The organism is Bacillus sp. 01N45 (assembly GCF_056399205.1).
Genome location: NZ_JBFTQW010000005.1, coordinates 384,288 through 404,126, shown reverse-complemented (window position 1 = coordinate 404,126; position 19,839 = coordinate 384,288). Strand labels below are relative to the sequence as shown.

The following is a 19,839-nucleotide window of genomic DNA, read 5'->3' as shown; positions in this document are numbered from 1 at the left end:
CCTTCTCTCAAGTAATGAATAAGTAGAAAATATAGTTTAAGTATATCGGAATAGTAAAGGTAGTGATAACTATATAGAAAAATGAATTTGAAACAAATTACCCGGCTATTTGCGGGCTGCCCGTAAAATCTTGATTGGTGAGGGCTGATAATCAGTAGGGGATGAACGAAACTCCCATTGATTAAAGTTTCACTTTATCGATATATAATATTTCATACTATTGTTTCAAAATATGGAAACAATATGTTTAAATGGATATAACAAAGCATTAATTCAAATTGAATTAGTGTTTATATTTTAAAAAGGAATCGGAAATAATAGAGATTTCACAAATCGTTTTTTACTTTTAATAGGAACTTGTATTACAATATGGTAAAATTATTTCAATATATTTATTTAATATAAAAATACAAAGAGGGAGCGTGAAAAAGGTGGATTTTCGATTTGAGTTTGCAGCGAAGGTGAAAGAATACTTAGATGATGAGAAGGATGAAAAAATAATAAAAGATGGACATAGAGATATAATTTTTCACTATTTATATGCGTTAGAGGCTGAAATTGGCGTTGTGAAAAATCCTAATTTTACTTTTTTTACATCAGGAAGACGTTCACATATCGTATTAGAAAATGTTGAATTTAAAACAGAGGTAAATGTAAAAAGTAACATCATTGAAATTACAAAAATAGTGGATAATGTCGTTATTCCTTTAGATACTATCGTAGCAAAGGATCGGGAATTATTTGCACTTGGGCGCAATGAGAAGTTTAATGTACAAATATTAGAGCAGTATCTCTTTGAGACATTTGGAGAGAAATTAGGTTTAAAATGAATGGAATGGCCTACGTATTTATAGGTAGTGAATTTTAGTGTATATCATTCTTGTTTGACCTTTCATTTAATTTGTACTACAATTTGTAGTGTGAAAGGAGCCATACTATGTTTACTCAAAACTATAAATTAAATGAGCAAGGATTAAATCATTTCTTTGGACCTCTTGAAGCAAAAATTATGGAGATTGTTTGGTCTACCGAGGGTATTACGATTAAAGAAGTGCAGCAGAAATTAAGTGAAGAATCACCTGTGAATTTTAACACTGTTATGACAGTTATGAACAGGTTAGTAGAGAAATTACACTTAGAAAAACAGACGGTGAAAAGAAGTGGCATATATCGTACTGTACAAACAAAAGAAGAATTCTTATCCAATCAAACGAAGAAAATGACACAGGAATTGATGGGGGAATTTGGAGATTTAGTTGTAAATCATATGCTAGATGAGTTAGAGCAGGCTGATCCGACTTTAATAAAAAAATTAGAAGACAAATTGAGTCAGTTAAAAAAAGAGGATCAATGAAATGAAATGGCAAATGCGTAAAATCGTATTGTTAGCAGTAATTGTTAGTACCCTCTTTTTCAGTATGTTAGTGTATTACGTTACATATCCATTTCTGTTTCAAAATAAGGCGTTCTTTCTTTCAAATTTTTGCTTGTTTCAATTAGAACAACATATGAAGGAATTATCGCTCATTCGTATTATAATTGCTGGATTACTATTACTTACAGTACTCATAGTGTGCAAAAGAATGTGGCGACAATTTTTCTATAGTAAAAAATTACAAAAAGTACTTATCCCTTTCATTCGAAAAGGAAAACAAATATATATATTGCCGAACGCGGAAGTTGCGGCATTTACAATTGGGTTATTTCGTCCGAAAGTTGTCATGTCAGAAGGCATGCTTCAAACATTTTCAGCTGAAGAAATGGATGCGATTATTTTCCATGAAGAATATCATCAAACTAATCGAGATCCATTAAAATTATTTTGTTTTACGTTATTAGCAGAAGGAATGGTGTACATCCCGATATTAAAAGGGTTATTGCAGCGCTATCATGTGTATCAGGAGCTAGCAGCAGATAAATATGCAATGCAAAAGATGAAATCTTCATTCGAATTAGGTAGTGCGTTATTAAAATTAATTAAAATAAAGACAATGGAAAATCGATGTGTGACAGCTTCATTTGCAAAAACAGCAATAAATTTACGAATCGAGCAAGTGTTAAATGAAAAAGTTGTTAAGCTCAATATTCCATTACATACGAATTCGTTATATGTAACATTAGGTTTATTCTGTATGTCGATTGTACTTATTGTTGGAGAGTGCATATAGCCTCTTTTTTTAAGAATTAACACTACTTATTGTAGTGCTTTAGGGGGAGCAAAATGAATGCAGCAGATTTAACAATTTGGCTTGTAGCTGGGGCAGGGGTATTGTCATTTATATCACCATGTTCTTTACCGCTATATCCATCTTATTTATCATATATTACAGGTGTGTCTATTCAAGATTTAAAAGAGAATCGTGGAATTATGCAAAAATCAGCGATTATACATACCGTATTTTTTATGATCGGATTTTCGGTTATATTTTATGCGTTAGGTTTATCGGTAAGTTGGATTGGAATAACATTTTCATCTAACCAAAAATTGATTCAACAAATTGGTGGGGTTTTTATTGTTTTGATGGGACTGTTTATGACAGGTTTGTTTCAACCTAAGTGGCTTATGGCAGAGAAAAAAGTACAATACAGAAGTAAATCGACTGGATATATTCGCTCGATTTTAGTCGGTATGACATATGCAGCGGGTTGGACGCCATGTGTTGGACCGATATTTTCAGCTGTACTCATGCTTGGTGCGACAAATCCTGAAGGGGCACTTCTTTATATTACCGCGTATACTCTTGGGTTTGCGGTTCCATTTTTCGTGATGGCATTCTTTATTGGGAAAGTAAAATGGATTGTTACATATGCCAATGTCATGATGAAAATTGGCGGTGGAATGATGATTGTAACAGGGGTTTTATTGTATACAAATCAAATGACGAAAATTACCGCATTCTTTATTCGTCTATTCGGTGGATTTACAGGCTTTTAAAAATGAGGAGGAAGAAAAGTGAAGAAACTAATTGCGATTATACTGGCCGGGGCATTAATTTGGGCCGGAGTTAATTTTTATAATACAAAGAAAGAAGAAAAAGAAAGAAAAGCAAAACAAGCGGAGTTACAAGAAACAGAAGTATTACCACAAGTAGGATTTAAAGCGCCAAACATAACATTAAAAGGGTTAGACGGGAAGCTGTATTCGTTAAATGATGCAAAAGGCAAGCCATACCTTATTAATTTTTGGGCATCATGGTGTGGCCCATGTGAAATGGAGGCACCTGACTTAGTTCGTATGTATGATAAATATAAAAAGGATGTTGAAATTTTTGCGGTAAATGCGACAATTGGAGATCCAGTACAAGAAGCGAGTGCATTTGCAGATCGTCACGGATTTAAGTTTCCTGTTTTACTAGATATGGACGGAGTAGCTGGATTAGATTATAAAGTATTTTCGTTACCAACGACATTTTTTGTTAATAAAGATGGAATTATCGTAGAGCAAGTACGAGGCGTATTACCTCCAGATCAATTAGAAGAGAAATTTAAGAAATTAATTGAGAGTTAAAGAGGGGATTTTGTATTGATGGAGTGGATCGTGAGGTTACAACCCGTATCTCTTATAATTGGAAGTTTATTTGGATTTATGTTGATGAAACGAAAGATGAAGAACGAAAGTGTACCATATGAAAAAATGATGGATGCAGTAACAAATGCCTTTCTTATCATCGTATTTGTATGGAAATTTGCACCGGCAATTTTAAATCCAGTATGGGCTTTTAAAGCGCCAGTGCAAGCATTATTAGCTATAGGAAGTATGAAGCATATGATAGTAGGATGCATAATTGCGAGTATATACATTGTTTGGAAAAGTAAAAAGGGACAATTTTCGCTTCGTATTTTACTTGATGCATTACCTATTGGACTATGTATGAGCATTATTTTTTATTTTCTATTCAACCACAAAATAGGTGTACAAACGACATTGCCTTGGGGTGTGAAAATATATGAATCTAAATTTTTATATCACCCTATTTTCGTATACGAGATCATCCTCGCCCTTTGTATAATCGGCTTGTTATGGATGAAAAATGAAAGACTTGGAAATGGAAAGAACATAAGTGTTTTTCTAATGGTTGAGGGATTTGCTCATATTATTATTTCGCTTATTAGTGAACAAAATTCGGTTTTATTTGGTTTATCAATACAGCAAATAATGAGCTTCTTTTTTATTAGTTTAGGGATTTTGTTGGTGCCGAAAAAATAAAAAGATAGCCACATATGGAGTGTGTCCGTACGTGGCTATCTTTTTATTATATATTAAAAAATCGGCGGAGTAACAGAAAATAAAACAATGGCATTTTTCTCGAATTGATTTACCCATTTATGTTTTAAATAAGCAGGTATTTTTACGCTATCACCCGTTTCTAATATGTATTCTTCTTCATTTAAATGTAATGTAATTTTCCCGTCTAATACGTATGCTAACTCTTCACCTTTATGTTCTAGTACATTTTCTGATGAAGCTGTATTCGGTGGAACAGTCATAATTGCTGTTGCTAAATTTCCTGTAAAATCAGGTGATAGCAATTCATATGATAAATTATCGATAATCATTTTTTTTCGTTTATGAGAACGTACAATTAAATCGTCTGTATTTGTATCTTCCAATAAAAAGCTAAATGTTGGAACATCAAGAGCTTTAGCGAGTACTTTTAATGTTTGAATAGAAGGGTTAGCAGACCCACGCTCAATTTGACTTAACATAGATGGTGTAATACCTGCCATCGTTGCTAGTTCTTTACTAGTTAAACCTTTTTCTTTTCTTTGCTTTTCAATCTTTTTACCAATATCTATATTTTCCATAATGAAAGGCTCCTTACTAATTATTAAATTATATTTAAATAAATTAAATTAAAATTAACTAAAGTAAATAATTTATGTTAAACTAAATTAAAATTAATTTAATTATAATTTATTGAATCGTAAGCTACAAGGTTATGAGGAGGAAGAGAAATGAAGGGAATAGAGAAATTAAAAGAGGAATATCCACTATTAAATAAATTAACCTCAACAGAAGAAGTGTTTTGGGTGAATCCGAACATGGAAAAGTATGAAACGGCAATAAAAGATTCCCCATTGAATGAAGGTGATGTAAAAGATGCGGAAGAGAGGTTAAAGCGTTTTGCACCGTACATTGCGAAAGTTTTTCCAGAAACGAAAGAAACGGGCGGCATTATAGAATCACCTTTAGTGAAGATACCTACTATGAAACAGTCTTTAGAGAAAAATTACGGGAAACCTATATTAGGTGAATTACTATTAAAGTGTGATAGCGGGCTTCCGATATCAGGGTCAATTAAAGCTAGAGGCGGCATTTATGAAGTGCTGAAGCATGCGGAGAAATTAGCTTTGCAGTATGGAATGTTAACAGAAGAAGATGATTATTCCATTTTAGACAGTGATACATGTAGAGAGTTTTTTGCAAAATACTCAATTGCGGTAGGTTCTACAGGTAATTTAGGACTAAGCATTGGGATTATGAGTGCAAAACTAGGTTTTAACGTAACTGTTCATATGTCAGCAGACGCAAAAGAATGGAAAAAAGATTTATTAAGAAGTAAAGGTGTAAACGTTATTGAATATGAAGCTGATTATAGTAAAGCAGTAGAAGAGGGGCGTCAGCAAGCAGATGCAGATCCTAGCTGTTATTTTGTAGATGATGAAAACTCACATGATTTATTTTTAGGATACGCAGTAGCAGCATCGCGTTTACAAAAGCAATTAAAAGAGTTAGAGATCGTAGTAGATGAAGAGCACCCTTTATTCGTTTACCTTCCTTGCGGAGTAGGGGGCGGACCTGGCGGAGTCGCATTTGGTTTAAAGTTATTGTATAAAGACAACGTGCACTGTTTCTTTGCGGAGCCAACGCACTCTCCATGTATGTTACTCGGTTTAATGACAGGACTTCATGATAAAATTGCCGTTCAAGATATCGGGATTGATAATGTAACAGACGCGGACGGACTAGCGGTAGGAAGACCATCTGGATTTGTTGGTAAAACGATGGAACCATTTTTGAGTGGAAATTACACAGTAAGTGATGAAGAGTTATATAGATTGTTAAAAGAACTAGCTGATACGGAAAATATTTATTTAGAGCCTTCTGCGCTAGCGGGAATGATAGGGCCAGTGAAAGTATGCAAAGAAGATGAGTATTTACAAAAACAACAGTTAACAGAGAAGATGAAGAAAGGTACTCATATTGTGTGGGGAACTGGCGGTAGTATGGTTCCAGAAGATGTGATGAGTGGATATTATAAAACAGGTGAGTCATTAACAATATTAGAAAAATGAGGCTAATTGTGGCCTCATTTTTTATTTATATGACAAATGTATTATTATAAATTCTTTGTTATTTTCGCATTAGTTCATTATAGTATAGATATAAAGAACGAATAGCAAATAAACATAACAAAAAAGCTTTATTTTACATAATAAGAGGATGTGTATACGATGTCATTACAGACTAAATATATAGCGGGTATTTCGCTTGGGGTTATGGGAGTAGGTTTTGCGGCTTCTATCCCTTTTCAAGGAACGGTAGCTGGAGAGATTATACAAGGGGGATTTGAAGCTGGATTAGTTGGTGGACTTGCGGATTGGTTCGCAGTTACAGCATTATTCCGTCATCCGATGGGAATTCCAATTCCTCATACAGCGTTATTACCTAAAAATCGTAAACGAGTAACGAAAGGGCTCATTCATACGTTAGAAAATGAGTGGCTGACGAAAGAAAGTATTACGAATAAAGTAAAAGAAATGCAGCTAGCGCAAATGGTACTGCAAATCGCTGAGAGAGAAATGCAGTCTGACGCTGTGAAAAAGGGAATTGTAAAAATTGCTGAGAAGGCGATTGTTACAATAGATACGGAAAAGTTAGCGGTTATTATTGAAAAAGAATTAAAAACGTATTTGCATACAATTAATACAAGTAACATATTACAAGTGCTTGTTGATCAATTGGTAGTGCAAGAGTACGATGAAAAGACACTGGATTACATATTAGTAAAAGTGAAAGATTGGACAGCGCAAGATGAAGCACGTTACCAGCTCGGAAGCTTAGGTATGAAGGCGATGGAAAACATAAAAGTAGATGGATTTTTACAGTTTACTTTGAAATCGTTTATGAATATTGTAGATGAAGATAAAATTGGCGGCATTTTGCAGAAATTTATTATTAGCAATATTAACAGCTTACAAGATGCAGATAATAGTACGAGACAACTTATATTATCGAAAATTCGTCAAGAAATTATAAATGTAAAAGAAAATGAAGCTTTACTACAAGAATTAGAAAATTGGAAAGAAAAATGGATTGCCAATTGGAATGCTACTGACAAAATTAAAGAGATGCTGGAGCAAGTGCAACAAAGGGCAATTACTTTTGTGAAAAACGAAGAGTTTACGGATAAATATGTTATTCCATTTTTACAAACACAAATGAATAAAATAAAAGAAGATGAACAGACTGTTCAAAAAATAGAAGATTGGTTACAAAAACAAGTTGTCACACTTGTGGAAAAGAATCATTCGAAAATCGGAAAACTTGTACAAGAAAACCTTGATAAGTTAGATGATAAAACGTTAATTGAAATGATTGAAAATAACGTCGGTAAAGATTTACAGTGGATCCGAGTAAACGGGGCTGTTTGCGGATTTATGATTGGATTAGTGTTAGAAGGAATTAAAGCGATTATATGAGAAAAACCTTCCACAATTGTGGAAGGTTTTTATTTTTCAATAATACTCATATTGATATTATAAGCTTTTTCAATATTTAACTTGTACGTCCCATTGCCTGTTTTAATCGAATTTTTATACCAATGTTCTTGTTCGTTGAATTCTTTATTTTCTTCTGAAGTATTCTCTTCTTTTTTCGTTAAATCTTCAACTTGTTCCCAAGGTGTGTTTCCGTGGGATTCTTTTTTGTTTGTTATGGCGATTAAAGATACATCGCTTTCTTTTGCTAAATGAACAGATACATGTGAACTTTCTTGTACAAACCAATTATTTTGTAATTGACCAGGATAAAGGGATAGTTCGTTATTTGAAGCACGAACTTCTACATTTTTATTTTGCGGAAGAACGAGTGTTGGTTTTACCTGTGGTGCTGAATTCCATAACGTATGTTGAACTGGTAATGATTTTAAAGTGATATACATCGTTTCCCCAGCTGTTTGAACTGAAAGGAAATCTTCTTGTTTTAAATTAAGTTTTTCATTAGCTTTCGTTGTCATTTCATATGTTCCAAGAAGGTGAATTTGATTTGTATCATTACCCTCTATTGTTAGAGGGTGCGGTCCTGCATCCACTACAATTTTTTTGATAGATTCAGGTATATCAAGTTGTCCACTTGGAATATTACTCGTTTGGCGAGTGGTATGAATAGAATGGCGAACTTCATCTAGTAATCCAGTTGATAATAAACAGTAAAAAGCAATTCCAACGCTTCCTAAAACGCCGATAAAGAAAATACTAAAAATATCATATTTAATAAAGGATTGTTCCTTCTTAGAAAATAGAAGGTATAGTAAAATTTCCGCGCCAAGTATGACAAGTAAAACAGGCCACCAAGCTGTTAAGGAATCTAATACCTCAGTACCTTTTATAACTGAAAATAGTAAGAAGCAACCTAATGCAATAATAGAAAGCCCCATTGAAAATGTTCCAACGCGCCATGTTCTCATTCTTTTGTACCACCTTTGTTTTCTTTATTTCCAAGTAACAATTTAAAGCCGCCACCAATTAAGAGGAGTGCAACGATAGATGTTTGGAAATAGCGATAATATAGCTCGCTAAGATGAATGTTAAATATAGTTGCAAAGTAATCATTCAAAATAGGAAGGAGTGTTTGATCTAATAAATAATAACCACCGAGTGTAATTAACCCAATACCGATCCATCTTTGATGATTGATAAAATAATCAATGATAGGTTCGTCATGTACACGTTCTTTTCCATACTTTGCAGTTTGCTGTAAAGCGTCAAAGAAGCTATAGAACCAAATGATTGGTACTAAAAATAAAAACGCTGAAAGTCTTAATAAGTCGAGTAAATAGATGGAAAGTAAAAAGGCTGCCATAAGCTGAAGACCGCGGCGTTGTAAGCCTAAATACATATGTCCCGCTCCAGGGAACATCGCTAAAATAGAAGCGAATGTTTTATTCTTCTTTCCTTGTTCACGATGCTCTTCAAACTCTTCGAAAATAGTACGGTCATCTAGTTGCTCGCCACGTTCTTTTTTCTGGAGTTGCTGAACAACATCGAAGAAATTGTAAATCCATAAAACAGGTAATGTTATAAGGAAGATAAGGAAACTTTCTTGTGATGTTAAAAGTGCAACGAAAATAATCATACTTCCGATCCCTGTGCAAGCTACTAAAAATGTAAGTCCACGTTGCATAAGCCCTAATTGGAAATGACCAAGTCCAGGTATGATGGATAGGAGAATGATATAAAATCGTTCGCTTTCTTTAGAGGAATCTGTTAATTCTCCGGCTGCTTGTTTTTTTGATTGGTTAATAATAGTGATAACTAAATCTAATAAATTGATTGCCCATAAGACGACTAGTAAAAATAGAGAAAGAAAAGCAATATCACGCGCACCTAATGCTATTGTACAAAATGCTGCAAAGATAAATAGAAATACAGCCCCTCCGCTATATAAAATAAACCGTCCAAATTTCTTTAAATATAAATGTCCAAGCCCGGGAATTAGCCCTAATACAAGTGCTAAAAAGGGATTTTTATTCATGCTTTGAACCTCCGTCCTTTTTTGATGTGTCTACCGATTTGTTTACAAGTTGTTGTGAGATAGAAGACTCGTTATGTTTTGAAGATTTCTCGAAATTTGATGTCGCTGTGAAAATATACTGGAATAAACCACTTACCATAAAAATAATTGTAGCCGCAGTCGCAATTATGTAGTGAATAATGGTGCGCTTTAGTGAGTTTGTTTTTATATTTTCATTAGGTTGTAGCGTTTCAAAATTAATTTGCGTCATAACTTCGTTCGTAAATGAATCATCATTTATCATTGGAAGGTTTTCATGTTGTTCATCGATACTTTCCATATAAAGTGCTAAACAATGATCACATTCATAAAGGTGTTCTTCCATAGATTCACGTCCATTGCTTTCTATAAAATCTAAAGTATAATTGCGCCAATCCTCTTTTGAATAATGCATCATAGAAACTCTTCCTCCTTCCAATGTTTTTTAATCCATTTTCTTGCCCGGTACAGTTTCATTTCGACTGTTTTCACTTCGATGTTTTCCTGTAAAGAAATTTCTTGATAACTTTTTTCTTCTAAGTAATGTGCGAGAACGACGTCACGGTAGTTTTCGGGAAGTTCTCTCAGTTTTTGAGCAATGAGTAATTTTTGCTCTTTCGTCAATAGTAAAGCCTCAATATTATGAGAGGATTTTATATTTTCCTCAGTTTCTTTACATAAGGAGAGTTCTTCGTTTTCTCTAGCTTTCTTCCTTTTATAATCAATAGCGTGATTGGTGGCAATACGTGCCATCCACGTTTTTAATCCGCGAAATTGATAATTTGGGAGAGAGGCGTGAATTTTTAAGAATACTTCTTGTGTAACATCTTTCGCATCTTCTTCATGTCTTAAAATAGAAAAGATAACTTGAAAAATATAATGACGATATGTTTGCACAAGGATACGAAAAGCATGTTCGCTTCCTTGTTGTGCTTTTTCAATTAATTGTTTTTCCTCAATGGGTCTCTCCCTCCTTTTTGACGCATTCTATTATATAGACGTAAGAAATGATTGGGCACCCTACACATGTTGTAAAAAAAGAATAATATATTTTTAGGAAGGAATCTATATGAAAAAAGGTGTGAAAAAATGGTAAAAAGAAGTATATAATGAGCAAGTGGGAAATGTTACGTGAAGAAAGGATGTGAATGTTAGTAGGGGAAGGTCCATACTAACAAACATGAAAATTAAAATATTAATAGCGGATGATAATTCTTTTATTAGAGAAGGCATGAAAATTATTTTAAATACATATGAAGAGTTCGAAGTAGTAGATACTGTGAATGATGGGAAAGAAGCGGTGGAATATTGCAAAAAGAACGACGTTGATATCGCTCTTTTAGATGTCCGCATGCCAAATATGAACGGGGTAGAGGCAACGAAATTTATTTGTGAAGAAACGGAAACGAAACCACTAATTTTAACGACGTTCGATGATGATGAATATATTTTGGACGCAGTGAAGAACGGAGCGAAAGGTTATTTATTAAAAAATAATGATCCAGAGCGTATTCGTGATGCAATAAAAGGAGTATATAACGGTCAAACTGTTATGCAAGATGTAGTGCTTGATAAAATTAAGAGCAATTTAATGGAGAGCAAAGAGGACGAATGTAAAATAGATACAAGTCTTTTTACAGAAAGAGAACTTAGTATTATCGCATTAATTGCGAAAGGCTTCTCGAATAAAGAAATTTCAAAGCAACTTTTCATATCAGAAGGAACGATTGCAAATTATATTACATCAGTTTTAGGGAAAACTGGACTTGAACATCGCACACAAATTGCGATTTATTATTTAACAGGGAAAGTAGATTAAAGATATGGAATTTTGGTTAATTGTAAGTAAATTAATTGTCTTTATATATATTGTGTTTAGCTACATTTATTTAAATGTCGCGAACTTACCATGGATTATACTTACTTTGCTTTTATATCTTTCTGTAAATGTGCTGATTTCTATATTTAAAAAAGATACGTACAAAAACATATTATCTAGTGTTTCAATTGGCATAGTTATGTTATTGACATGGAAGGTTCATCCGTTTTTTATTTTATTTTTACCATTGAACGTATATGAAATTATATTTCATTATATAGAGAAGAAATGGCAGCTCTTTATCATTATGATGATTCCTATTATCTTTACAGAAGAAAGTATTCGAATGACATATGGATTAATTGTTGCATTTTCTTTTATCGTATTAACTATGGCAGAACGGTATATATCGCGTGTATTAAAGCTTGAATCACAAAATGATAAGATGCGAAAAGATATGCAGCGGCTGACGAAAAGCTTAAATGAAAATAAAGAGTACATAAAGCAATCAGAGTACACATTTAAGTTAGAAGAGAGAAATCGGTTGTCACAAGAAATTCATGATAAAATTGGCCACTCGATGACAGGGGCGCTAATTCAAATGGAAGCAGCAAAGAGATTAATGGGGATAGATAAAGAAAAATCTGCCGAGTTATTACAAAATGCAATTCATATATCGAAAGATGGAATTGAAAGTATTCGAGTTACATTAAAAAATATGAAGCCACCAACGGAGCAAATTGGCATTCATCGTATGAAATTATTCATAGAGGAATTTGCCGGTAAGCATGATATAAATATCCCTTTCGTATATAAAGGGAATTTAGATATGATCTCACCGATTCAGTGGAAGATTATCGGTGAAAATGTTACGGAGGCACTAACGAACGCGATGAAATATGCTGATGCGACAGTCATTTCAATCGATATTCATGTACTTAACAAGATGGTGAAAGTACAAGTGAAGGATAACGGAAAAGGTGCAGCTCTCGTTAAGAAAGGTCTCGGGATTATGGGGATGGAGGAGCGAACAGCATCAGTAAACGGAAAAATTATTGTAGATGGAACAAGTGGCTTTTCAGTAACGATGCTGTTGCCGATATAAGAAAATGGGACGAAGATGAATCATCTCATATGAAAAAAGTGAATAATCTCATGTGAAAAGAATGAACTTCTGCACTGAGCAGGTTCATTTTTTTTGTTTATAATGAATAGCAGAGAAACCGAAATAGGGGTGAAATGATGAATACATTAGAAATTAAAAATTTAACGAAAAAATTTGGTGATTTCATCGCGGTAGATAATATGTCTTTATCTATTAAAGAAGGAGAGATATTTGGCTTTTTAGGATCAAATGGTGCTGGTAAGAGTACAACGATAAATATGATTGCTGGGTTGTTAAGAAGTAATGAAGGTGAAATTAGCATATTAGGAAAAAATATAAAGAAACATAATCGATTTGCGAAGATGAATATCGGTATCGTTCCGCAAGATATTGCGATTTATGAAGAGTTAACTGCCTATGAAAATGTGAAATTCTTTGCTGGACTGTACGGGTTAAGAGGAGCTGAACTAAAAGCGAGAGTAGAGGAAGCACTTCAATTTGTGGGACTTAGTGATAAACATAAAAGTTACCCGAAAAACTTTTCAGGCGGGATGAAACGAAGACTGAATATTGCTTGTGCGATTGCTCATAGACCGAAGTTAATTATTATGGATGAGCCGACAGTTGGAATTGATCCACAGTCAAGAAACTATATTCTCCAGTCGGTTCGAAAATTAAATGAAATGGGCAGCACTATTATTTACACGAGCCACTATATGGAAGAAGTAGAAGAGATTTGTACGAAAATAGCAATTGTAGATCACGGTAAAGTGATTGCAGAAGGAACGAAAGAACAGTTAAAAGCGATTATTACTGATACGAAAGACATTTGGGTTGAAGTGAAGTCAGTAGAAAATTTAGATGTAGAAAAGTTAAAAGAGATAAACGGTGTGAAAGCTGTTCAAGTTGAAGAGAACGTAATCAAGGTAAACTCGGATGCAGGAGTAAATAATTTAAATAAAATTATTCAGCATTTCATTAATCATGACATTGAAATTCGTTCATTAGAGGAGCAGGCCCCGAACTTAGAAACAGTATTCCTTACGTTGACTGGAAGAAACTTACGAGATAAATAAAAGGTAAATGAAGAAAAGGTAAAGGGAGGTTCATCAATTGAACATCTTCAATATTGCAGTTATGCATATAAAAAGAGATTTCAGAGACGTAAGAACTTTAGTTTTTATGTTAGCATTTCCGATTGTACTAATGCTTGTGTTAGGAACAGCGTTAACGAATGCATTTGATAGCGATAGTCAAGCGATTAAAGATATACAAGTGCTCTACAAAGATGAAGCGAGTAGCACATTTTCTCAAACGTTCGAAGCATTTACGAAAGAAGTCGATAAATCGGGTATTCATTTTAAAAAAGCTTCAGGCAGTATAGATGGGAAAGAAGAAGTGAAGCAAAATAAATATGCTGCTTATGTAGAATTAAATAAAGATGGTGCGAAATTTTATGGAAGTGACAAAAGTAGTATTGAGGGAAGTATTGTGGAAGGCATGCTTACAACATTTATTGATAAGTACAATGTAGCGGCCGAAGTTGCAAAAGTTGATCCTAGTAAGGTGAGCGCGGTTATTTCAAGCGGAAATCATAATGATTATATAAAAGAAACATCTTTACAAGCTGCGAAAAAGCCAGGTTCTATGGATTACTATGCGGTTGTAATGACGACGATGATTGCACTATATGCTGCGATGGGAGCGAGTTCTTTAATTCGTGGAGAACGAATACGTAAAACAGGAGATCGCCTCATTGCTGCGCCTATAAGTAAGGCTGAAATATTCATTGGAAAAGTACTTGGTAGCCTAGTAGCAAATGCTCTTTGCGTATTACTTGTCATGTTATTTAGTAAATTTGTCTTTCAAGCGAATTGGGGCGAACATCTTGGAATCATATTTATTATTTTATTAACACAAATCTTTCTAGCAATTAGCTTCGGTTTAGGGATTGGATATATTACGAAAACAGCTGAATCATCGAGAGCGATTATTCTTGTAGTTGTGCAATTAGCCTCTATTTTTGGTGGTGCATATTTCGTAATAGAAGAAAATTTCGTTACGAATTTATCACCATTAACGTGGGCAAACACAGCTATTATGAAAATTATTTATGCAAATGATGTAGGAGCAGCGCTGCCAGTAATATGTTTAAATCTTGGCATTTCGGCACTCTTTTTATTAATTGCAATTATTGCATTACGTAGACGGGAGGGGCTATAGTATGAAAGATATTTTATGGCTCATACAAAAAACGTTATCTGTACTTTTGAAAAATAAAAAAGGGTTATTCATTATTATTAGTTTGCCGATAATTGGAACATTAATCTCCTTCTCAATGTATGGGAATGTCGGGCAAGGGACGTTAAATATCGGGGTTATAAATAAAGAAAATCAATCTATAGCAAATGATACGGTGAAATTTTTAGAAGGATTAAATCATGTAAAGGTAAGTAAAATTAAAGAATCTGAAGTAGAAGATAAACTCACTTCCAAAAAACTTGATGGAGTTATTACATTAGATTCTGGTTTTTCAAAAAGTGTTCGAGAAGGGAAACCAAATCATATTGAAATTTCATCGATTAAAGGTGATCAAGTAACAGGATTTATAAAATCATATTTATACAATTATATTGATAATGTAGCAGCTATTAGTAAAGTAGCAGGAACTGATCAAAGTGCATTTGATAGTATGTACGCAGGATATCAAAAAGGTTCATTTAAAATGAAAACTGAGACGCTAGAAGATACTTCGAAAAATAAAGATATGACAAACCAAACGATGGGTTATCTTATTATGTTTATGCTATTTTCAGCAGCGAACTTATCAGGTTATATTTTAAAAGAAAAAGAAAATAGAACGTATTTTAGACTCTTATCAACGCCGATAGATGGGAAGAAATTCATATTATCTAATGTCGGGGTAAATATGATGATATTAACAGTACAAATTCTGATTACAATCCTATTCCTAACGAATGTTTTTCATACGAATATCAATATGCCTTTCATAGTGATGCTTGGCGTACTCATGCTATTTGCTTTAATAGCGATTGGAATATCGTTAGTGCTTGTCGCTTTTTCGAAAAACTCAGCATCGGCAAACGCACTGCAAAATATGATCATTGTACCGACATGTTTACTCGCTGGATGCTATTTTCCGTATGATATTATGCCGAAAGCAGTGCAAAAAGTAGCTGATTTTCTTCCGCAAAGATGGCTATTAGATACGGTATCAAAACTACAACAAGGAATTCCGATTTCAGATTTGTATTTAAATATATTAATCTTATTCGCCTTTGCGATAGCATTCTTCTTAATTGCTATTTATAAATTTGGAAGAAATAATGATGCGAGAAACTTTGTTTAATATGAAAAGGGTGTGACGTTAAGTCGCATCCTTTTTTTGTATGGAGCATGAAATCTAAATTTGAATGACAAAATAGAAGAGTGGAAAGAAAATGAGCGGAAGGAAATCAAAATGATTAAAAAAATATTGCGAGTTACTTCTATTATTATTGCTATTGTTGTTTTTATTTTAATTTGGATGCATATCGATGTTACTTTAGGTAGGAAAATGGAAGCCGGGAAAAACATGCCGACAGAGTATGCACCTCATTATAGTGATTTTCAATTATTTGTAGAAGGAAAGTCATTTTATAAACAGTTATTTACTGATATAAGAGAGGCGAAGCAATCTATTTACACGTACTTTTTTATTTTGTCGGATGATAAAAGTAGCCATACTTTTTTAAACTTATTAAAAGAGAAGGCAAAAGAAGGAGTAAACGTCTATTTATCCGTTGATCGCATTAATGATTTATCATTTGAAAGAAAGATGATAAGTGAATTGCGGGAAAGTGGTGTACATTTTACATATAGTAGAAAACCTGAATTGCCATTCGGATTTTATTCACTTCACCATCGTAATCATCGCCGTATTACGACGATTGATGGGGAGATTGGGTATACAGGTGGTTTTAATATGGGGAATGAGTACTTAGGTAAAGATAAGCGATTTGGATATTGGCGTGATTATCATGTGCGGCTTAGAGGAGAAGGGGCAAAAGATTTAGACGAGCAATTCGCTTTAGATTGGAAACGAGATACGAAAGAAAATATAAAAAGAAGTACGAATAAAGCTAGTAAGGGCAACACATTACATACGATGACTAGCTACAATGGACATTACGTCGCTGAAAAGTATATCGAATTAATAAAACAAGCGAAGCATTCAATCGTAATTACAACACCTTATTTTATAGCGAAAAATAAAGAATTTATGAATGCTTTAATTGAAGCGCAAAAACGTGGTGTTACAGTGAAAATACTTTGGTCATATAAACCAGATATTCCTCTCATTAAAGAGGCAGCGTATCCTTATATTCGTCAAGCTGTTAATAATGGAATTAAAGTATATGGTTATAAAAAAGGAATGTTTCATGGGAAGTTAATGCTGATTGATAATGAACTAACTGTTATCGGTACAACGAACATGACTGCACGTAGCTTTTATATGAATGATGAGATGAATTTGTATATTCACGGTGGGACTATCGTATCAGAAGTGAATGAGGCATTAACAAAAGATTTTCGTGATTCGAAAGAGATGACGAAACAATTTTTTGAGAAGTTATCGTTTTGGGAGTGTTGTAAGGAGAAAGTGGCAGGATTAGTGGATTTTTATTTATAAAGGTTAATGAAAAAGGATGTCTTTTATAGACACCCTTTTTTAATGAGAGATAATTAGTTTTCATGCACAAGCAATGAAGCATCATCATTAATCAATGTCCCCACATGCTCCCCTAAGCAAATTCTTTTCATTACACCAGGCTCATCAAAGTTAAAGACGTGTGCTGGTAAATTGTAATCACGAGCAAGTAATAAAGCGGCTTGATCCATGACTTGAATGTTTTGCCTAACAACATCGTTATAGTTTAGTTTTCTGTACATTTTTGCTGATTTATTATGTTTTGGATCACTAGTAAAGACGCCATCTACTCCTTGTTTTGCGACTAATATTGCGTCACTATTCATTTCAATGGCTCTTTGAACACTTGGATAATCTGTCGTAACGAACGGCTGCCCGTTACCGCCGCCAAAAATGACAACATAACCGTTATCTAAATGATGTACTGCTCTGAGGCGAATATAAGGCTCTGCTACTGCATTAAACGGGATGGAAGTCATAACGCGTACTTCTTTATTTGTTTTACTTGTTAAGACGCCGCGAAGCATTAAGCTGTTAATGATTGTACCTAACGTACCGATATTATCAGCTTCTACTCGATCAATGCCCCATTCTTCAGCTAGATGACCTCTGAAAATGTTACCGCCGCCGATGACAATGGATACTTCGATACCTAAGTCAATAATGGATATAATTTCGTTTGCGATATGTTCTAATCTTTTGGAGTTAAAGCTATTTCCGGATTGATCAGCAAGTGCGCCGCCGCTTAATTTAATTAAGACTCTTTTATATGGCTTCATAACAATTCCCCCTATATAGATCGCAATAAAAAAGGAACAAAGGCAAATGCCTTTGTTCCTTTTTAAGAAAATGAAAAAGAAAAGAAGAAGATAGGACGAATTTTTGTACATAATTTTTCATACCATCCACTCCTTTTCATTTCGATTTATTGTAAGTGTATATCTTTTTGATTATACGAAACAATCTGATTACTTATCAAGTATATTGTATCTCTTTTTAATAAAAAGGTGTCAATGAAAAAGAAAAGAAAAATTTTCGAATTTTTTGTGACGAACTTGTAGGTTTTTGTATGATTTTGTAGGTTCGCTTATAAGATGTGTGAGTAGCTTTTATAAATTCAAATTGAAAGCGTTCGCATGAAGGGGATGAACATAAATGAAAAAATTCGGATTGGCAACACAAATTTTTGTCGCGCTTGTTTTAGGGATTGTAGTAGGGGCAGTCTTTTATGGCAATAAAACGGCGATTTCTTATATCACACCAATTGGGGATATATTTATTCACTTAATTAAAATGATTGTAGTACCGATTGTTATTTCAGCATTAATTGTTGCAGTAGCTGGTGTAGGAGATATGAAGAAGCTTGGGAAACTGGGTGGTAAGACAATTCTTTATTTCGAAATTATTACGACGATTGCTATTTTAATGGGATTACTTGCGGCGAATATATTCCAACCAGGTACTGGCGTTGATATGAGTAATTTACAGCAAAGTGATATTTCTTCTTATAAACAAACGGCAGATGCTACAGAGAAGAAAGGATTCGCTGAGACGATTGTTCATATTGTACCGAAAAACGTATTTGAATCGATTTCACAAGGTGACTTATTACCGATTATTTTCTTCTCCGTATTATTCGGTTTAGGAGTTGCGGCAATTGGGGAAAAAGGGAAGCCTGTCTTTAACTTCTTTGAAGGTGTACTCGAAGCGATGTTTTGGGTTACAAATCAAGTTATGAAATTTGCACCATTTGGTGTATTCGCATTAATTGCGGTTACGGTTGCAAAATTTGGTGTAGCAACACTACTTCCTTTAGGAAAACTAGTGCTAGCTGTATACGTAACTGTTATACTATTCGTTGTGATTGTATTAGGTATTAATGCACGAATGGTTGGCGTAAACATTTTTACATTAATGAAAATTTTAAAAGAAGAACTCATTCTTTCATTTACGACAGCAAGTTCAGAAGCTGTTTTACCTAATATAATGAGAAAAATGGAAGAATTCGGTTGTCCAAAGGCAGTTGCCTCTTTCGTAATTCCGACAGGTTATACATTTAACTTGACTGGATCGGCTATTTATCAAGCGTTAGCGGCATTGTTTGTTGCACAAATGTATGGTGTGCACATGTCACTGACAGAGCAAATAACGTTATTATTCGTTCTCATGTTAACATCCAAGGGTATGGCGGGAGTTCCAGGTGCATCGTTCGTTGTTGTATTAGCAACGTTAGGTTCAATGGGGTTACCACTAGAAGGTATCGCGTTAATTGCGGGAATTGACCGCATTTTAGATATGATTCGCTCATCTGTCAATGTATTAGGAAATGCATTAGCGGCCATTGTTATGTCGAAGTGGGAAGGCGAATTCGATGATGAGAAAGCAAAACAATATGTAGAAACAGTCAAAGAAACAAAAGCAGCATAAGA

21 protein-coding genes are annotated in these 19,839 nt (G+C 33.9%); 15 read left to right on the top strand and 6 right to left on the bottom strand.

Annotated features, from left to right (window positions below):
• Positions 1-431 precede the first annotated feature (431 nt).
• The 6 genes from AC1DMU_RS14915 to AC1DMU_RS14890 all read left to right on the top strand — a co-directional run bounded on the left by AC1DMU_RS14915 (position 432) and on the right by AC1DMU_RS14890 (position 4,207).
• Positions 432-830, top strand: coding sequence for a DUF3942 family protein (locus tag AC1DMU_RS14915; RefSeq protein WP_002108594.1), 399 nt, complete (start codon positions 432-434; stop codon positions 828-830).
• A gap of 107 nt (positions 831-937) precedes the next feature.
• Positions 938-1,354, top strand: a complete 417-nt coding sequence (locus AC1DMU_RS14910; RefSeq protein WP_000495070.1) for a BlaI/MecI/CopY family transcriptional regulator — start codon at positions 938-940, stop codon at positions 1,352-1,354.
• Between the two features lies 1 nt (position 1,355).
• On the top strand, positions 1,356-2,168 hold the full coding sequence (locus AC1DMU_RS14905; RefSeq protein ID WP_088062950.1) for a M56 family metallopeptidase: 813 nt from the start codon (positions 1,356-1,358) through the stop codon (positions 2,166-2,168).
• 53 nt (positions 2,169-2,221) lie between these two features.
• Complete coding sequence (ccdA, locus tag AC1DMU_RS14900) at positions 2,222-2,935, top strand: cytochrome c-type biogenesis protein CcdA (protein WP_000990445.1); 714 nt, start codon at positions 2,222-2,224, stop codon at positions 2,933-2,935.
• An 18-nt stretch (positions 2,936-2,953) separates the two neighbouring features.
• Entirely contained in the window at positions 2,954-3,508 is a 555-nt protein-coding gene (locus tag AC1DMU_RS14895) for a TlpA family protein disulfide reductase (protein WP_000733169.1), read from the top strand.
• 18 nt (positions 3,509-3,526) lie between these two features.
• Positions 3,527-4,207, top strand: a complete 681-nt coding sequence (locus AC1DMU_RS14890) for a prolipoprotein diacylglyceryl transferase family protein (RefSeq protein WP_088062951.1) — start codon at positions 3,527-3,529, stop codon at positions 4,205-4,207.
• A 53-nt stretch (positions 4,208-4,260) separates the two neighbouring features.
• Here AC1DMU_RS14890 and AC1DMU_RS14885 read toward each other — a convergent pair whose 3' ends face one another.
• On the bottom strand, positions 4,261-4,806 hold the full coding sequence (locus AC1DMU_RS14885) for a helix-turn-helix domain-containing protein (RefSeq protein ID WP_000427657.1): 546 nt from the start codon (positions 4,804-4,806) through the stop codon (positions 4,261-4,263).
• 150 nt (positions 4,807-4,956) lie between these two features.
• Between AC1DMU_RS14885 and dsdA the strand changes: the two genes are divergently transcribed.
• Both dsdA and AC1DMU_RS14875 read left to right on the top strand, forming a co-directional pair.
• Positions 4,957-6,297 (top strand): D-serine ammonia-lyase, encoded by a 1,341-nt coding sequence (dsdA, locus tag AC1DMU_RS14880; RefSeq protein WP_088062952.1) that lies wholly within the window; start codon positions 4,957-4,959, stop codon positions 6,295-6,297.
• Between the two features lie 159 nt (positions 6,298-6,456).
• Complete coding sequence (locus AC1DMU_RS14875; RefSeq protein WP_087983120.1) at positions 6,457-7,704, top strand: DUF445 domain-containing protein; 1,248 nt, start codon at positions 6,457-6,459, stop codon at positions 7,702-7,704.
• Positions 7,705-7,733: 29 nt separating this feature from the next.
• Here AC1DMU_RS14875 and exsE read toward each other — a convergent pair whose 3' ends face one another.
• The 4 genes from exsE to AC1DMU_RS14855 are packed head-to-tail and all read right to left on the bottom strand — an operon-like array spanning position 7,734 to position 10,672.
• Complete coding sequence (gene exsE, locus AC1DMU_RS14870; RefSeq protein ID WP_088062953.1) at positions 7,734-8,690, bottom strand: exosporium protein ExsE; 957 nt, start codon at positions 8,688-8,690, stop codon at positions 7,734-7,736.
• Complete coding sequence (locus AC1DMU_RS14865) at positions 8,687-9,757, bottom strand: hypothetical protein (protein WP_088062954.1); 1,071 nt, start codon at positions 9,755-9,757, stop codon at positions 8,687-8,689. Before AC1DMU_RS14865 ends, exsE begins: the two co-directional genes overlap by 4 nt.
• Positions 9,750-10,193 carry a hypothetical protein gene (locus AC1DMU_RS14860; protein ID WP_088062955.1) on the bottom strand — a complete coding sequence of 148 codons (444 nt, stop codon included), beginning with the start codon at positions 10,191-10,193 and terminating at the stop codon, positions 9,750-9,752. The genes AC1DMU_RS14865 and AC1DMU_RS14860 overlap by 8 nt, the downstream gene beginning before the upstream one ends.
• Positions 10,190-10,672: an RNA polymerase sigma factor gene (locus AC1DMU_RS14855; RefSeq protein ID WP_240516353.1), complete on the bottom strand. Its 483-nt coding sequence runs from the start codon at positions 10,670-10,672 to the stop codon at positions 10,190-10,192. The genes AC1DMU_RS14860 and AC1DMU_RS14855 overlap by 4 nt, the downstream gene beginning before the upstream one ends.
• Positions 10,673-10,955: 283 nt before the next feature.
• Between AC1DMU_RS14855 and AC1DMU_RS14850 the strand changes: the two genes are divergently transcribed.
• The 6 genes from AC1DMU_RS14850 to cls all read left to right on the top strand — a co-directional run bounded on the left by AC1DMU_RS14850 (position 10,956) and on the right by cls (position 17,392).
• Positions 10,956-11,594, top strand: a complete 639-nt coding sequence (locus AC1DMU_RS14850) for a response regulator transcription factor (RefSeq protein WP_000694104.1) — start codon at positions 10,956-10,958, stop codon at positions 11,592-11,594.
• A 4-nt stretch (positions 11,595-11,598) separates the two neighbouring features.
• On the top strand, positions 11,599-12,699 hold the full coding sequence (locus tag AC1DMU_RS14845; RefSeq protein WP_088062957.1) for a sensor histidine kinase: 1,101 nt from the start codon (positions 11,599-11,601) through the stop codon (positions 12,697-12,699).
• A gap of 137 nt (positions 12,700-12,836) precedes the next feature.
• Complete coding sequence (locus AC1DMU_RS14840; RefSeq protein ID WP_001093813.1) at positions 12,837-13,775, top strand: ABC transporter ATP-binding protein; 939 nt, start codon at positions 12,837-12,839, stop codon at positions 13,773-13,775.
• A gap of 37 nt (positions 13,776-13,812) precedes the next feature.
• Entirely contained in the window at positions 13,813-14,922 is a 1,110-nt protein-coding gene (locus tag AC1DMU_RS14835) for an ABC transporter permease (RefSeq protein WP_088062958.1), read from the top strand.
• 1 nt (position 14,923) lies between these two features.
• Complete coding sequence (locus tag AC1DMU_RS14830) at positions 14,924-16,069, top strand: ABC transporter permease (RefSeq protein WP_088062959.1); 1,146 nt, start codon at positions 14,924-14,926, stop codon at positions 16,067-16,069.
• 111 nt (positions 16,070-16,180) lie between these two features.
• On the top strand, positions 16,181-17,392 hold the full coding sequence (gene cls, locus AC1DMU_RS14825; protein ID WP_142291711.1) for a cardiolipin synthase: 1,212 nt from the start codon (positions 16,181-16,183) through the stop codon (positions 17,390-17,392).
• Positions 17,393-17,445: 53 nt separating this feature from the next.
• On the opposite strand, the gene pyrH is transcribed toward cls, so the two are convergent.
• Positions 17,446-18,189: a UMP kinase gene (gene pyrH / locus AC1DMU_RS14820; protein WP_048543321.1), complete on the bottom strand. Its 744-nt coding sequence runs from the start codon at positions 18,187-18,189 to the stop codon at positions 17,446-17,448.
• Between the two features lie 376 nt (positions 18,190-18,565).
• On the opposite strand from pyrH, the gene AC1DMU_RS14815 reads away from it, so the two are divergent.
• A complete protein-coding gene (locus tag AC1DMU_RS14815) occupies positions 18,566-19,837 on the top strand; it encodes a cation:dicarboxylate symporter family transporter (protein WP_048543320.1) in 1,272 nt (423 codons plus the stop codon).
• Positions 19,838-19,839 lie beyond the last annotated feature (2 nt).

Coding starts and splice junctions, on each gene's coding strand:
- AC1DMU_RS14815 (WP_048543320.1), top strand. CDS start 18,566: ATGAAAAAATTCGGATTGGCAACACAAATTTTTGTCGCGCTTGTTTTA.
- pyrH (WP_048543321.1), bottom strand. CDS start 18,189: ATGAAGCCATATAAAAGAGTCTTAATTAAATTAAGCGGCGGCGCACTT.
- AC1DMU_RS14850 (WP_000694104.1), top strand. CDS start 10,956: ATGAAAATTAAAATATTAATAGCGGATGATAATTCTTTTATTAGAGAA.
- exsE (WP_088062953.1), bottom strand. CDS start 8,690: ATGAGAACATGGCGCGTTGGAACATTTTCAATGGGGCTTTCTATTATT.
- AC1DMU_RS14905 (WP_088062950.1), top strand. CDS start 1,356: ATGAAATGGCAAATGCGTAAAATCGTATTGTTAGCAGTAATTGTTAGT.
- AC1DMU_RS14885 (WP_000427657.1), bottom strand. CDS start 4,806: ATGGAAAATATAGATATTGGTAAAAAGATTGAAAAGCAAAGAAAAGAA.
- dsdA (WP_088062952.1), top strand. CDS start 4,957: ATGAAGGGAATAGAGAAATTAAAAGAGGAATATCCACTATTAAATAAA.
- AC1DMU_RS14875 (WP_087983120.1), top strand. CDS start 6,457: ATGTCATTACAGACTAAATATATAGCGGGTATTTCGCTTGGGGTTATG.
- AC1DMU_RS14865 (WP_088062954.1), bottom strand. CDS start 9,757: ATGAATAAAAATCCCTTTTTAGCACTTGTATTAGGGCTAATTCCCGGG.
- cls (WP_142291711.1), top strand. CDS start 16,181: ATGATTAAAAAAATATTGCGAGTTACTTCTATTATTATTGCTATTGTT.
- AC1DMU_RS14830 (WP_088062959.1), top strand. CDS start 14,924: ATGAAAGATATTTTATGGCTCATACAAAAAACGTTATCTGTACTTTTG.
- ccdA (WP_000990445.1), top strand. CDS start 2,222: ATGAATGCAGCAGATTTAACAATTTGGCTTGTAGCTGGGGCAGGGGTA.
- AC1DMU_RS14860 (WP_088062955.1), bottom strand. CDS start 10,193: ATGATGCATTATTCAAAAGAGGATTGGCGCAATTATACTTTAGATTTT.
- AC1DMU_RS14840 (WP_001093813.1), top strand. CDS start 12,837: ATGAATACATTAGAAATTAAAAATTTAACGAAAAAATTTGGTGATTTC.
- AC1DMU_RS14845 (WP_088062957.1), top strand. CDS start 11,599: ATGGAATTTTGGTTAATTGTAAGTAAATTAATTGTCTTTATATATATT.
- AC1DMU_RS14910 (WP_000495070.1), top strand. CDS start 938: ATGTTTACTCAAAACTATAAATTAAATGAGCAAGGATTAAATCATTTC.
- AC1DMU_RS14890 (WP_088062951.1), top strand. CDS start 3,527: ATGGAGTGGATCGTGAGGTTACAACCCGTATCTCTTATAATTGGAAGT.